Genomic DNA, 13191 nt, shown 5'->3' on the forward strand with positions numbered 1-13191 from the left:
CGCCATCACCATCGCCAGCCTGATCATGTGGCTCAACCAAGAACCACAAAACACGCCCTAGCCCCGCAGCAGGGCCTCGCACACCGCCGTCGACTCCCGCGCGCCCAGCACCACGGCCTCCGCGCAGTGCCGCACCCACCCCGCGACCCCGGCCGAGGTGCCCGAGGCGTACCCGCGCAGCGCGTCGGCGTAGGACTCGCTCTGCTCGCGATGCCCCAGCTCGACGGGCACGAGCGCCTTCGGGTCCAGCCCCTGCTCGATCAGCGTGAGCCGCTCCGCCACCCGCGCCACCAGCCCGTCCACCGCACCGAACGGCCGCAGCACCGCCAGCTCGCCGTGCACGATCGCGCCGACCACGACCGCCGGCGCCTCCGCGGATTCCTGCGAGACCGCGAACAGCGCGTCCAGCCGCGCGGACATCTCCACCACGCCGGGCGCGGGCCCGAGGCCGTACGGGTCGGAGTCCGTCGGGCCGACGCGGGGGCGCCCCAGCTCCTCCTGCGGCAGCAGGTCGGCGCCCGCGAGCGCGTGCAGCCGCGCGAGCACCTGCCTCGGCGCGAGCCGCCATGTCTGCCTGAGCCGCCCCAGCTCGGCGGTCGCGCGCAGCGCGCCCTGCACAAGCGGCTCCTGGACGTCCCCTTCGCGGAGTTCGTCCAGCTTCACCTGGGCGCCTTCGAGTACGGCGGACGCCCAGGCGCCGCGCAGCGCCGACTCCGCCGACACCTCAGGCTGCCGCCGCCGCAGGACCTTGTGCCGGTACAGGCGGTCCACCGACTCGCGCGCGGCGTCCACCGCCTCCGGCACTCCGGGCAGGTCGGCGATTCTGGCCAATGGGTCGCTCACGTTCACAGACCTTACGTCGTCCCAGCTCTCACCCGATTCCCCGGGTCACCGCCTCCGGTACGGCCCGCCCCGCCACGCGGCCGCGAAACGCCCGCAGGCCCACGAAACACCCACGAACACCCCAAAAACGCCCACGAGCCGCGAAACGTCCGCCAAGCCGTACGGCTGCCAAGCCGTACGGCGACCGCCAAGCCGCGACGCGGCACACCCACCACGAACCAGGGCGGCCGCGAAGCCGTACACCGAACCAGTAACCCGAGAAAAAGGCTCAGTGAGCACTAAATCCCCCAAACGACGACTCGAATGCCTCAACAATCACGAAATTCCCACCTCTCCCACTCGCGCGAAACTCCGCCCCGGCCCCTGGTAAAGGCCCGCGAGCAGCCCCGATCCGCCGCACGCCCCGATCCGGCGCGGTGTGAGCGGCGGGCCTAGGCTCTTGTGGGCCGGGGCCGGACCCTGGTGAAGTGGGACACAACCCACTGGTGAAGTGGGACACATCCCACGGATGAAGCGGGACACACCCGAACGCCCAAGGCAAGAAGGAGTACGTTGTGGCGCCGGACAACAAGGAGACTCTGTCGAACCTGCTCCAGGAGTCCCGTCGGTTCCCCCCGCCTCCGGAGCTCGCAGCGGACGCGAACGTCAAGGCGGACGCCTACGACGAGGCGGCGGCCGACCGCCTGGGCTTCTGGGAGCGCGCCGCCGACCGGCTGAGCTGGGCGCAGCGCTGGGAGACCACGCTCGACTGGTCCAACCCGCCGTTCGCCAAGTGGTTCGTGGGCGGCAAGCTCAACGTCGCCTACAACTGCGTGGACCGCCACGTCGAGGCCGGGCGCGGGGACAAGGTGGCCTACCACTGGGAGGGCGAGCCGGGCGACACGCGTGAGATCACGTACGCCGACCTCCAGAGGGAGGTCTCCAAGGCCGCGAACGCGCTGATCGAGCTGGGCGTGGAGAAGGGCGACCGCGTCGCGATCTACATGCCGATGATCCCCGAGCTGCCGATCGCCATGCTGGCCTGCGCCCGCATCGGCGCGGTGCACTCGGTCGTCTTCGGCGGCTTCTCGGCCGACGCGCTGCGCAGCCGGATCCACGACGGCCAGGCCAAGCTCGTGATCACCGCCGACGGCGGCTACCGGCGCGGCAACCCCAACGCCCTCAAGCCGACGGTGGACGAGGCGGTCGCCGACTCCCCGACGGTCGAGAAGGTCCTCGTCGTCCGGAGGACCGGCCAGGACGTCGCCCTGACGGACAAGGACGTCTGGTGGCACGACCTCGTGGACCGCCAGAGCGACACCCACGAGGCGCGGCCGCACGACGCCGAGGACCCGCTGTACATCCTGTACACCTCGGGCACGACCGCCAAGCCCAAGGGCATCCTGCACACCACCGGCGGCTACCTGACCCAGGTCGCCTACACCCACCACGCCGTCTTCGACCTGAAGCCGGAGACCGACGTCTACTGGTGCTCCGCCGACATCGGCTGGGTCACCGGGCACTCCTACATCGTGTACGGCCCGCTGGCCAACGGCGCGACGAGCGTGATGTACGAGGGCACCCCGGACACCCCGCACCGCGGGCGCTGGTGGGAGATCATCCAGAAGTACAAGGTCTCGATCTTCTACACCGCCCCCACCGCGATCCGGACGTTCATGAAGTGGGGCGACGACATCCCCGCCAAGTACGACCTGTCGTCGCTGCGCATCCTGGGCAGCGTGGGCGAGCCGATCAACCCCGAGGCGTACGTCTGGTACCGCGAGCACATCGGCGGCGACCGCTGCCCGGTCGTGGACACGTGGTGGCAGACCGAGACCGGCGGCATCATGATCAGCCCGCTGCCCGGCGTGTCCGAGGGCAAGCCGGGCGCGGCGATGCGCCCGCTGCCGGGCATCACCGCCGACGTGGTGGACGACCAGGGGCACTCCGTCCCGAACGGCGGCGGCGGGTTCCTCGTCGTGCGCGACCCGTGGCCGGCCATGCTCCGCACCATCTGGGGCGACGACCAGCGCTTCATCGACACGTACTGGTCGCGCTTCGAGGGGATGTACTTCCCCGGCGACGGCGCCAAGCGCGACGAGGACGGCGACCTGTGGCTGCTCGGCCGCGTGGACGACGTCATGCTCGTGTCCGGCCACAACATCTCCACCACCGAGGTCGAGTCCGCGCTCGTCTCGCACCCGAAGGTCGCCGAGGCGGCGGTCGTGGGCGCGACGGACCCGGTGACCGGGCAGGGCATCGTGGCGTTCACGATCCTGCGCGGCGGGGCCGAGGAGAGCGAGGACATCGCCAAGGAACTGCGCGACCACGTGGCCAGGACGCTCGGCCCGATCGCCAAGCCGCGGCAGATCCTCGTGGTCCCCGAGCTGCCCAAGACCCGCTCCGGCAAGATCATGCGCCGCCTGCTGCGCGACGTGGCCGAGAACCGCCAGCTCGGAGACGTCACGACGCTCACGGACAGCTCGGTGATGAACCTGATCGCCGAGAAGCTGCCGTCGGCGAAGAGCGACGACTGACCCGCGAATCGCCCGTCACGACGCCCCCGGGACCTCTCCCGGGGGCGTCGCCGCGTCTGGGCCTCCCCCTCGGCCCGCGGATTGGGCATGATTCTCGCCACGGGCCTCCAGCACGGCGGCCGGGCCGGCGACGGCCGAGCTCCGGCGGGCGCGTTCCGGTGGCCGAGCTCCGACGGGCGCGTTCCGGTGGCCGAGTTCCGGCGGGCGGTCGAGTCCCGGTGGCGGGCGCGTTCGGCGGCACCCGCCGAGGGGCGCCGGCGGGCGGGGACGCCGGAGACGCGGGGCCCGGGGCGAGGGCGCGGGCGGCGTGGTGTTCCCTGGCGAGGGGCGGGCTCGGGCCGTACGGAATGATCGGGGTGGGGGCGTGATCGCCGCGCTTGCGTGCACGGGGGGATCGCGTGGGGGGAGGATGGGACGCGAGGAAAGGAGATCCCATGCCGGAGATCAACGCCGAGACGGCGGAGGAGGAGTCGCTCGGCTCGCTCGTCGCGCAGGCGAGCCAGAACATCTCCACCCTGGTCAGATCGGAGATCGAGCTGGCCAAGCTCGAACTCAAGGCCGACGCCAAGCGCGTCGGGACGGCCGGGGGGCTGTTCGGGGCGGCCGCGTTCATCGGGCACCTGTGCCTGATCCTGGGCTCGTTCGCGCTGGCCTACGGGCTGATCGCGCTGGGCGTCTGGGAGTGGGCGGCGTTCCTGATCGTCACGGTGTTCTACCTGCTGATCGCCGGAGTGCTGGTGCTGATCGGATACCGCCGGCTCAAGGGGCTCACGGGGATGAAGCGCACGACGCGTTCGTTGAAGACCATCGCGGGGCGCGACGGCTCCGCCAAGGCCATCGGCAGCGGTGACAAACCCAGCGATACGGAGTGGTGAGAGGTGCCCGCCCTCGACGAATCCCTCGTCCGCCTCGACGGACCCTGGACCCATCGCGCGGTCCACGCCGGCGGCACCCGCTTCCACCTGGTGGAGGCCGGTGAGGGTCCGCTGGTCCTGCTGCTGCACGGGTTCCCGGAGTTCTGGTGGGCGTGGCGCAACCAGCTCGTCTCGCTGCCCGCGGCGGGATACCGCGCGGTGGCCGTGGACCTGCGCGGCTACGGCGCGAGCGACAAGCCTCCGCGCGGGTACGACCTGGTCACGCTGGCCGGCGACGTGAGCGCGCTGGTCCGGGCGCTGGGCGAGGCCGGCGCGTTCGTCGTCGGGCACGACTGGGGCGGGATGCTCGCCTGGACGACCGGGGCGTACCACCCCAAGGTCGTGCAGCGCCTGGTCGCGGTCTCGGCCCCGCACCCGCTGCGGCTGCGCCACGCCATGGTCACCGACCCCTTCGGCCAGCTCAGAGCCGGTTCCCATGCCTTCGGCTTCCAGCTCCCCCTCATCCCCGAGCGGCGTCTCCTGGCCAACAACGCCGCGATGGTCGGGCGCATGCTGCGCGAGTGGTCGGGCCCGGGCTGGCCGGACGAGGAGACCGTGCGGAGGTACCGCCAGGTCATCCAGATCCCGAACGTCGCCCACTGCGCGATGGAGTACCACCGCTGGTTCGCCCGCTCCACCCTGCGCCCGGACGGCCTGCGCTTCGCCCGCCGCATGCGCACGGCCATCCAGGTCCCCACGCTCCAGCTCCACGGCGCGCTGGACACCCTCATCCTGCCCCGCAGCGCGCAGGGCTCAAGCCGCTACGTCGCCGCCCCCTACCGGTGGCGCCTCATCGAGGGCGCGGGCCACTTCCCCCACGAGGAGCGCCCCGACGCCTTCGACGCCGAACTGACCGCCTGGCTGGCCGACCCCGAACCCGACCGCTGACCACCCCCGCCCCGGCACCGCGTGCGCCCCTGTCACGCGTCGCCCCCGGGCCCAGCCCCGGCCCCGGTCCCGGTCCCGGCGCGAGCCTGCCTCACGTGTCATTTCGGTACGGTGTGAGCCCGCCGCCCACGTCGTCCCCGATACGGCGTGAGCCTGTGTCACGGTCGTTCCCGATACGGAGTGGCCCGCCTCACTTGTCATTCCCGATACGGCGTGAGCCCGCCGCCCACGGCGTACACGGCCCGGGTCGGCCTCACCGCGCCCCCGAGCCGCGCCGAAGCCCTCTCACGCGGTGAGCCCAGCCCCACTCGATCCCCGCTTGTCGTGATCATGCGATTCCGCCCACCCCCGGCGCCACCACAAGCCTCGGCACCGGCCGCCTCGGGGCGGATTCATGATCATGACGGGGGTAGGGACGCGGGCGGGAGGGCGGGCCGGTCAGGTCAGGTGCTTGGCGAGGGCGCGCTCCAGTTCGGGCTTGGGCGCGGCGCCGACCCAGGAGTCCACGGGACTGCCGCCTTCGTACACGACGAACGCAGGGATCGACGACACCCCGTGCCGGGCGGCGAGCGCCGGCTCCTCGTCCACGTTCACCTTGACCACGTCCAGCTTCCCGGCGTTCTCGGCCGCGATCTCCTCGACGATCGGCGTCACCCGGCGGCACGGCCCGCACCAGACGGCCCAGAACTGGACCAGGACGGGCCGCTCGGACGCGAGGACGCGGGCGGGGAAGGTCTTCTCGGTGATGCTGTCCACAGGCTTCGCGCTCATACGCACTCCTAGCTCTCGGCGGGCCCGGGCCCGCCCCCCCGTACGGCAGGGCGGGCGCGGGCCCGGGTACTGTGCCGGGAGGCGTCGCCGGCGTCCTTCGAAACGGCGACTTCGAGGTACGGCCTCACGCCGGCGATCACCTCCGCGCACAGCGTGCGTCCGGAGCCGGGCCCCGACAACTTTTGTTGCCGTTCCCGGGACGCCCGCCAGTGCGGGGGAGCACCGTGAGCCGGTGCGCGCGGCCCGGCCGGGCTCCACGCACGGCGCACCGGCGAGGCGGATGTCGCGGAGGAAGGCCGGAGCGGACATCCCGGCGCGAGCGGCGCGAACGTCGCGGCGAGGACCGGCCGGACGCCCGGGCGAGAGCGGGACGAACTCGGGGCAGCGGCTGCGCGGGACCCCTAGCGGTCGGCGTCGGAGCGGTCGCGTCGCGCGGCCTTGTAAAGGCCGTAGAGAGTCTCCAGACCGCCGACGACCATCAGGACCACGCCGACCTTCGCCGGGGCGATGCCGAGGATCTGGGTCTCGGGTGCGAACAGCCACAACGCCGTCCCGGCCGCGAGGGTGGCCAGACCGGCGAGGAGCGTCTTGACGTGCGGCGCCATGGACTTCCTTAAACCGTGGGAGCGGAATCTTCGCGTGCCTGCGACGATAGCCAGGCGGCCCGCCCCCGCACTTCCTGCGCGCTGACGAGATCGCCGTACATCATTGGGCCTACCCCCTCCATCACGAGGCCGACCCCGCCCCCATCCTCAAGACCGAAGCCGAAGCCGAAGCCCATCGCGATCGTCTCGTACGGCTGGCGCCGGGCTCGGCGAGAGGACCGTTCCCGGCGTGGACCCCTTCGGGCACACTCACCTCGGGATGAAGCGGCCGCCGGTGTCATCCACAGCCTGTGGACGGACGCCACACCCCCGCCCCGGAGCGGGCAGTATGGCCTGACGAGAAAGCATGGCCTGACGAGAAAGCATGGCGTGACGAGACGCCGCGGAGGGGGACGCATGCACGACGAACCAGGCACGGCATCCACCGAAACCCCGCGAACCAGCACGGAAACGGCATCCGGCCCGGCCCACGACCACGGCCAGACCCGCGACCCCGGCCAGAACCGCGACCCCGGCCAGAACCACGGCCCCGGCCCCGCCCGCGGCCAAGCCCATGACCGCGACCGCGGCCCCGACCAAGCGCGCGACCGCGACGAGGCCGGGCGGGCCAGGAACGCGCGCCCCCGGGACGAGTACGGCCGCCCCCTGCCCAAGGGCGCGCCCGGCGGCGTCCCCCGGGTCCCCGACGACTACGCACCCTCCGCCGAGGAGGCCGTGCGCGAGGCCGGGAGGCTGCTGGCCGAGGGCCGCCCCTTCCACGCCCACGAGGTCTTCGAGGCCCGCTGGAAGACCGCCCCCGAGGACGAACGCGAGCTGTGGCAGGGCCTCGCCCAGGTGGCCGTGGGCCTCACCCACATCCAGCGCGGCAACGCCAGGGGGGCGATCGCCCTCCTCCGCAGGGGCGCGGCCCGGATCGAGTCCCACCCCGGCGCGCCCGCCGCCGTCCGGTCCCGGTTGGACCCCCGCGCGGCCGCCGCCCACGCCCTCACCCTCGCCGACCGGGTGAAGGCCGCCGGGCTGCCGTCCGTCACCCCCGCCGACCTCCGCCTCCCGCTGACCCCGTCCTGAGCCGGGGGCGGGCGGCGGGGACGATCACTGGTCGCAGGCCTGGGTGTAGACGGCGCGGGTGGTGCGGACGCCCGCCTCGGCCTCGGGGCGGACCTCGGCGGCCGTGAGGACGTAGCCGGTGTCCTTGCGGTCGGTGGCGGCGGCGAAGACGACGCCGAACACCCGGCCGTCCCTGGCCAGGAGGGGGCCGCCGGAGTTGCCCGGCTCGACCTTGCCGCGGATCGCGTAGATCTCGCGCTCGACGCGGGTCTCGTGGTAGATGTCCGGCCCGCTGGCGATCTGGCGTTCCCGGATGCGGGCCGCCGCCATCGTGTAGCCGCGGCCGCGCGGGAACCCGGCCACGATCGCGTCGTCCCGGCTCTCCGCCTCGCCGTCGAACTCCAGCACCGGCGCCTCCAGCCCGGGGACGTACAGCACGGCGATGTCCCGGCGCGGGTTGTACACGATCACCTTGGCGCGCAGCGTCCGCCCGCTCGCCGTGGTGACGTGGAGTTCCTCCCTGACGCCGGCGACGACGTGGGCGTTCGTCATGATCCGCTCGCGGGCGTAGACGAAGCCGGTGCCCTCGATGCGCTTGGCGCACTCCGGCGCGGTCCCCTGCACCTTGACGATCCCCTGCCGCGCCCGCTGCAGCGCCGGGCTCTTCGCCACGCTCTCGTCCGGCTTGGGGACCTCCAGCACCGACCCGCCGCCGAGCCCGTCGAAGACCTGGGGGAAGTCCGAGCTGTCCACGAACCGCTTGAAGCCGGCGAACCACCCGTCCACGGCGGCCGGCATGACCTGGTCCACCGTACGCAGGACCTGGGAGTCCTTGATCTGCTGCTGCACGATCGGGAACGGCGCGAGCACCGCCAGCCCGCCGATGATCCACGCGATCAGCAGCACGGACAGCACCGAGGCGATGGTCCCGCCGATGGCGTCCACGACCCGCGCCGGATTCCAGGTCACGTGGCTGCGGACGACGGCCCCCACCGTGGAGGACCCGAACTGCCCGATGGTCGCCGCCAGGAACACGATCACGATCGCGACCAGCGCCTGCTGCGGCGCCCCGTCCACCACCGCCTGGGCGATGGGCGGCGCGACGAGCACCCCGAGCAGCCCGCCCCCGACGAACCCGATGAAGCTGAGCGCCCCGACGATGAAGCCCTGCCGGTACCCGGACACGCCGAAGGCGACCACCAGGACGAGCAGTATCAGGTCAAGGAGATCACCGCGCACCCCTTCACCGTATCCGCCCACCGCCCGAAGAGCCGCCCCCTTCTCTCCCGACGGCACGCCGATCTTCCACCTCGCCCGGGCACCGATCCGGTACGGCCGGAGCGGCGTGCGGCGGGACGGGCCTTTCCCGGCGCGGACCCCTCACGGGCACACTCACCTCGGGCCGGAACGGCCCCGGCGGCCGGGCGGTCAGTCCCGCGCGGCCAGGCTGATGACCTGGGCCGGGAGCCCTTCCACGCGGTTCCGGTCCCAGGGCTTCTCCCAGCCGCCCAGGGACAGGAGCCGGTCCACGACGCCTGCGGTGAACCCCCAGACCAGCAGCCCGCGCACGTGGAAGGCCGGGCTCTTGTACCCGTCGGGAGAACGGATCATGACGCGGTTCGCGGGGTCGGCGAGTTCCGCCACGGGCACGCGTTCCACCGACGCCACCTCGCGCGGGTCGGCCGCGTGGACCGCCGAGGGGTCCCGCCACCAGGCCAGCACCGGGGTCACCCGGTTGTCGCTGTGCCGGAGGTACAGCTCGGGCATGACCGCGGCGATCTCGACGCCCGCGGGCTCCAGCCCGGTCTCCTCCTCGGCCTCGCGGAGCGCCGCCGCGATCGGGCCGTCGTCGTCCTCGTCCAGGCCGCCCCCGGGGAAGGCGGGCTGGCCGGCGTGCTTGCGCATCGCGTCGCTGCGCTGGATGAGGAGGAGGTCGGGTCCGAGGGGGCCCTCGCCGAACAGCACGAGGATCGCCGCCCGTCGCCCGCCGGTGGCCGGCGGACGGAGGTACGGGTCGACCTCCATGTTCCGCGCCTTCTCGGCGAGCGTGGTCAGCCATTCCGGCATCTGCGGCGCCTCCGGCGTCATCGGCTCCCCCGTCCTGGGCTCCCGGTCCCCGTCTTCGAATCCAGCGTCACCCGCCGCGCCCGCATTCCCGCGCGCGCCCGCCGCGTTCATCCCGTCCACGCCGTGTCCACCCGTCCACGCCACGCTCATCCGAATCCGTCCAGGCCCACGCTCGCCCATCCGCACCCGCCACGTCGCCCGTCCGCACCCGCCACGCTCGCCGTTCACACCCGCCACGCTCGTCCGCGCACGCCCGCCGCTTGCCCGCTAAGGTCCCGCGAGGACGCGCGGGCGGGCCGCCGTTCAGGAGAACGGGCCCGTCCGCACCAGCTTCGCGGCGACCACCGGGTCCGTCGGGCCCTCGCCGTACGACGGGCAGAGGGCGGCCAGGGGGCAGGCGCCGCAGGCCGGCTTGCGGGCGATGCAGATGCGGCGGCCGTGCCAGATCACGCGGTGCGAGAAGACGGTCCACTCGCTCTTGGGGATCAGCTCGCCCACGGCGTGCTCGATCTTGACCGGGTCGGTCTCGTCGGTCCACCGGAACCGCCGCACGAGCCGCTGGAAGTGCGTGTCCACCGTCAGCCCCGGCACTCCGAACGCGTTCCCGAGCACGACGTTCGCGGTCTTGCGGCCCACTCCCGGCAGGGTCACGAGGTCCTTGAGCCGGCGCGGGACCTCGCCGCCGAAGTCGTCGCAGACGGACTGCGCCATGCCGATGATGCTGTTGGCCTTGGCCCGGAAGAACCCGGTCGAGCGGATGATGTCCTCCAGCTCGGCCCGGTCGGCGGAGGCGTAGTCGGCGGCGCTACGGTACTTGGCGAACAAGGTCGGAGTAACCATGTTCACTCTTTTGTCCGTACATTGTGCGGAGAGGATGGTCGCCACCAGCAGTTCCAGCGGGTTGGCGAAGTCGAGTTCGCAGTGGGCGTCGGGGTAGGTCTCCGCGAGGATCCGGTTCATTCGCCGGGCCCGGCGCACCAGCGCGAGCCGGGACTCCTCGCCATCGCGGACGCGGGACATCGTGGGTTTGCCGGGCACACGGACAGCCTACGTGTGCCTCACGCGGTGAGGTGCGTCACACTGGTGGGACGTGGACGCACGAGAACAGGTCCACGGTGAGCAAGGAGGCAGTGTGGACACCGACGACGTGCTAGGCAAGGCCCCGCTCTTCGCGGCGCTCGACCGCGAGAGCGCAGCGGCGTTGCGCGCGGGCGTCAGCGAGATGAACCTGCCGAAGGGGCGCACGCTCTTCCGGGAGGGCGACAGCGGCGACCGGCTCTACGTCGTCCTCGAGGGCAAGATCAAGCTGGTCCGCACGTCCGTCGACGGCCGCGAGAACCTGCTGAGCGTGCTCGGCCCGGGCGAGATGTTCGGCGAGCTCTCACTCTTCGACCCCCGCCCGCGTACGGCGACCGCGGTGGCCCTCACCGACGTACGGCTCGCCGGGCTCGGCCACGACGACCTGCGCCCCTGGCTCACCGGCCGTCCCGAGGTGGCCCTGCACCTGCTGCGCGCGCTGGCCCAGCGGCTCCGCCGCACCAACGACGTGATGGCCGACCTGGTGTTCACCGACGTGCCCGGCCGCGTCGCCAAGGCCCTGCTCGACCTGGCCGAGCGGTTCGGCCGCCAGTCCGAGAGCGGCCTTCTGGTGCACCACGACCTCACCCAGGAGGAACTGGCCCAGCTCGTCGGCGCCTCCCGCGAGACCGTCAACAAGGCCCTGGCCGACTTCGCCCAGCGCGGCTGGCTGCGCATCGAGGCCAAGGCCGTGGTCATCCTCGACGTCGAGCGCCTCTACAACCGCTCCCGCTGACCGGGCGGCTCACGCGCCGAGAAGGCCGAGGTAGTCGAGCTGGGCCCGCACGGACATCTCGGCCGCGGGCCACAGGCCGCGGTCCACGTCCGCGTACACCACCGCCACGACCTCGGCCGGGGTGCGGGCCCCGGCGGCCCACGCCGCCTCGATCTGGTCCAGGCGCCGGCGGCGGTGCGCGATGTACTCCTCGACCTTGCCCGCCGGGTCGCCGAGGAGCGGGCCGTGGCCGGGGAGCAGGACGCTCAGCTCGCCCACCAGGTCCCGCAGCCGGTCCAGCGTGCGCAGGTAGTCGCCCAGGTCGCCGTCGGGGGCGATCACGGTGGTGCCGCGGCCGAGCACCGTGTCCCCGGTGAGCAGCGCGCGGTCCCCGGGGATCCAGAAGCACAGCGAGTCGAACGAGTGCCCGGGCGTGCCGACGATCCGCACCTCCAGCCCCTCGCACGTGACCACGTCGCCGTCCGAGAGTCCCTCGCCGCCCAGCCGGAACCGCGGGTCGAGCGCCCGCACCGGCGCCCCGGTCATCTCGGCGAACCGCCGCGCGCCCCCGGTGTGGTCCGGGTGCCCGTGCGTGAGCAGCACCGCCGCCACGCGGGCGCCGTTCGCCTGGTCGGCCACCCGCCGCAGGTGCGCCTCGTCGTCCGGCCCCGGGTCCACCACGAGCACGGCGTCCGCGCCCGGCTCGGCCAGGATCCAGGTGTTCGTGCCGTCCAGGGTCATCGCCGAGGGGTTGGGGGCCAGCAGGCAGCGCGCGCGAGCCGTACCGGATCCGTCGATCATCACAGCATCTTCCCAGGGAGCCCGTACGTGGTCTCGGGCAGCACCAGGTGGATCTCCTCGCCCACCTCCGCGATGCGCGGCATGTACGGCACGATGCGCCGTTCGGCGGCGAGCGCGTCCTCGGTGGTCGCGAACTCCGCCAGCTCGGTCAGCGCGGTGTACGTCGGCGGGAGCATGAACATCTCTCCCCGCTGACCGGCCGCGACGCCCTCGGCGGGCAGGACCCAGGCGACGCGGTCCGCCTCGCCGCCGACGTCGCGCGTGCGCTGGCCGGGCGGGAGGGCGGCGGCGAAGAAGCGGGTGTCGTAGCGCTTGCTCTCCACCTCCGGCGTGATCCAGTGGGCCCACGGCCGCATCAGGTCCGACCGCAGCACCAGCCCGCGCTTGTCCAGGAAGTCGGCGAACGCCAGCGACCGGCCGATCAGCGCCTCCCGGTCGGCCTCCCAGTCGTCCCCGGTCGTGTCCTCGACCACGGAGTCCTCGGACGGCCCGGCGAGCAGCACCCCCGACTCCTCGAACGTCTCGCGTACGGCGGCGCAGACGAGCGCCCGCGCGATCGCCTCCTCGGCCCCCAGCAGCTCGCCCCACTCGCGCGGCGACGGCCCGGCCCAGGCCACGGCGTGGTCGGCGTCGCGGGGGTCCACCGACCCGCCGGGGAACACGTAGGCCCCGGCCGCGAAGGCCATGGTGGACTGCCGCCGCAGCATGTAGACGCGGAGCCCCTGGGAGGAGTCCCGCAGCAGCATCACGGTCGCCGCGTCGCGCGCCGGGACCGGCCGCACCCGCCCGGCCAGGATGTCCCTGGCGCGTTCCCCCATCTCCCCCGGTAGAGCGATGCCCGCCACAAGCCCCTCCCACGGTCCCCGAACATCATTCGGCTCCGCCCATGGTGGCCCATCGCGCCCTCGCCCCGCCACAACCGCCGCGCTCCCCGCGCGGGGCCGTCC

At 73.1% G+C, this 13191-nt stretch carries 13 protein-coding genes; 5 read left to right on the top strand and 8 right to left on the bottom strand.

The window, feature by feature from the left end; all coding sequences use genetic code 11:
• Nucleotides 1–57: 57 nt before the first annotated feature.
• Entirely contained in the window at nucleotides 58–843 is a 786-nt protein-coding gene (locus tag D5H75_RS35945; protein WP_119931198.1) for a Fic family protein, read from the bottom strand.
• A gap of 554 nt (nucleotides 844–1397) precedes the next feature.
• On the opposite strand from D5H75_RS35945, the gene acs reads away from it, so the two are divergent.
• The 3 genes from acs (at nucleotide 1398) to D5H75_RS35960 (ending at nucleotide 5161) form a co-directional block, all read left to right on the top strand.
• On the top strand, nucleotides 1398–3359 hold the full coding sequence (acs, locus tag D5H75_RS35950) for an acetate--CoA ligase (protein ID WP_119931075.1): 1962 nt from the start codon (nucleotides 1398–1400) through the stop codon (nucleotides 3357–3359).
• 434 nt (nucleotides 3360–3793) lie between these two features.
• Nucleotides 3794–4234 (top strand): phage holin family protein, encoded by a 441-nt coding sequence (locus D5H75_RS35955; protein WP_119931076.1) that lies wholly within the window; start codon nucleotides 3794–3796, stop codon nucleotides 4232–4234.
• A gap of 3 nt (nucleotides 4235–4237) precedes the next feature.
• The gene (locus D5H75_RS35960; RefSeq protein ID WP_119931077.1) at nucleotides 4238–5161 is read left to right on the top strand and encodes an alpha/beta fold hydrolase; all 924 of its coding nucleotides are present in this window, start codon (nucleotides 4238–4240) and stop codon (nucleotides 5159–5161) included.
• A gap of 438 nt (nucleotides 5162–5599) precedes the next feature.
• Here the strand turns inward: D5H75_RS35960 and trxA are convergent, their stop codons facing one another.
• Together trxA and D5H75_RS35970 are read right to left on the bottom strand one after the other, a co-directional pair.
• Complete coding sequence (trxA, locus tag D5H75_RS35965) at nucleotides 5600–5932, bottom strand: thioredoxin (protein WP_119931078.1); 333 nt, start codon at nucleotides 5930–5932, stop codon at nucleotides 5600–5602.
• A gap of 401 nt (nucleotides 5933–6333) precedes the next feature.
• Complete coding sequence (locus D5H75_RS35970) at nucleotides 6334–6537, bottom strand: DUF5708 family protein (RefSeq protein WP_119931079.1); 204 nt, start codon at nucleotides 6535–6537, stop codon at nucleotides 6334–6336.
• A 396-nt stretch (nucleotides 6538–6933) separates the two neighbouring features.
• On the opposite strand from D5H75_RS35970, the gene D5H75_RS35975 reads away from it, so the two are divergent.
• Nucleotides 6934–7605, top strand: a complete 672-nt coding sequence (locus tag D5H75_RS35975; RefSeq protein ID WP_119931080.1) for a DUF309 domain-containing protein — start codon at nucleotides 6934–6936, stop codon at nucleotides 7603–7605.
• Nucleotides 7606–7629: 24 nt separating this feature from the next.
• Here D5H75_RS35975 and D5H75_RS35980 read toward each other — a convergent pair whose 3' ends face one another.
• The 3 genes from D5H75_RS35980 to nth form a co-directional block, all read right to left on the bottom strand.
• On the bottom strand, nucleotides 7630–8823 hold the full coding sequence (locus tag D5H75_RS35980) for a MarP family serine protease (RefSeq protein ID WP_119931081.1): 1194 nt from the start codon (nucleotides 8821–8823) through the stop codon (nucleotides 7630–7632).
• A gap of 189 nt (nucleotides 8824–9012) precedes the next feature.
• Nucleotides 9013–9651 carry an NUDIX hydrolase gene (locus tag D5H75_RS35985; protein WP_242454718.1) on the bottom strand — a complete coding sequence of 213 codons (639 nt, stop codon included), beginning with the start codon at nucleotides 9649–9651 and terminating at the stop codon, nucleotides 9013–9015.
• A 303-nt stretch (nucleotides 9652–9954) separates the two neighbouring features.
• The gene (gene nth, locus D5H75_RS35990; protein ID WP_119931199.1) at nucleotides 9955–10671 is read right to left on the bottom strand and encodes an endonuclease III; all 717 of its coding nucleotides are present in this window, start codon (nucleotides 10669–10671) and stop codon (nucleotides 9955–9957) included.
• Nucleotides 10672–10783: 112 nt separating this feature from the next.
• Here nth and D5H75_RS35995 point away from each other — a divergent pair, with 112 nt between their 5' ends.
• A complete protein-coding gene (locus D5H75_RS35995; protein WP_119931083.1) occupies nucleotides 10784–11464 on the top strand; it encodes a Crp/Fnr family transcriptional regulator in 681 nt (226 codons plus the stop codon).
• Nucleotides 11465–11473: 9 nt separating this feature from the next.
• On the opposite strand, the gene D5H75_RS36000 is transcribed toward D5H75_RS35995, so the two are convergent.
• The gene (locus D5H75_RS36000; RefSeq protein WP_119931200.1) at nucleotides 11474–12244 is read right to left on the bottom strand and encodes an MBL fold metallo-hydrolase; all 771 of its coding nucleotides are present in this window, start codon (nucleotides 12242–12244) and stop codon (nucleotides 11474–11476) included.
• The gene (locus tag D5H75_RS36005; protein ID WP_119931084.1) at nucleotides 12244–13062 is read right to left on the bottom strand and encodes an NUDIX hydrolase; all 819 of its coding nucleotides are present in this window, start codon (nucleotides 13060–13062) and stop codon (nucleotides 12244–12246) included. The genes D5H75_RS36000 and D5H75_RS36005 overlap by 1 nt, the downstream gene beginning before the upstream one ends.
• Between the last annotated feature and the right edge of the window lie 129 nt (nucleotides 13063–13191).

Source organism: Bailinhaonella thermotolerans (genome assembly GCF_003594875.1).
GTDB lineage: Bacteria > Actinomycetota > Actinomycetes > Streptosporangiales > Streptosporangiaceae > Bailinhaonella > Bailinhaonella thermotolerans.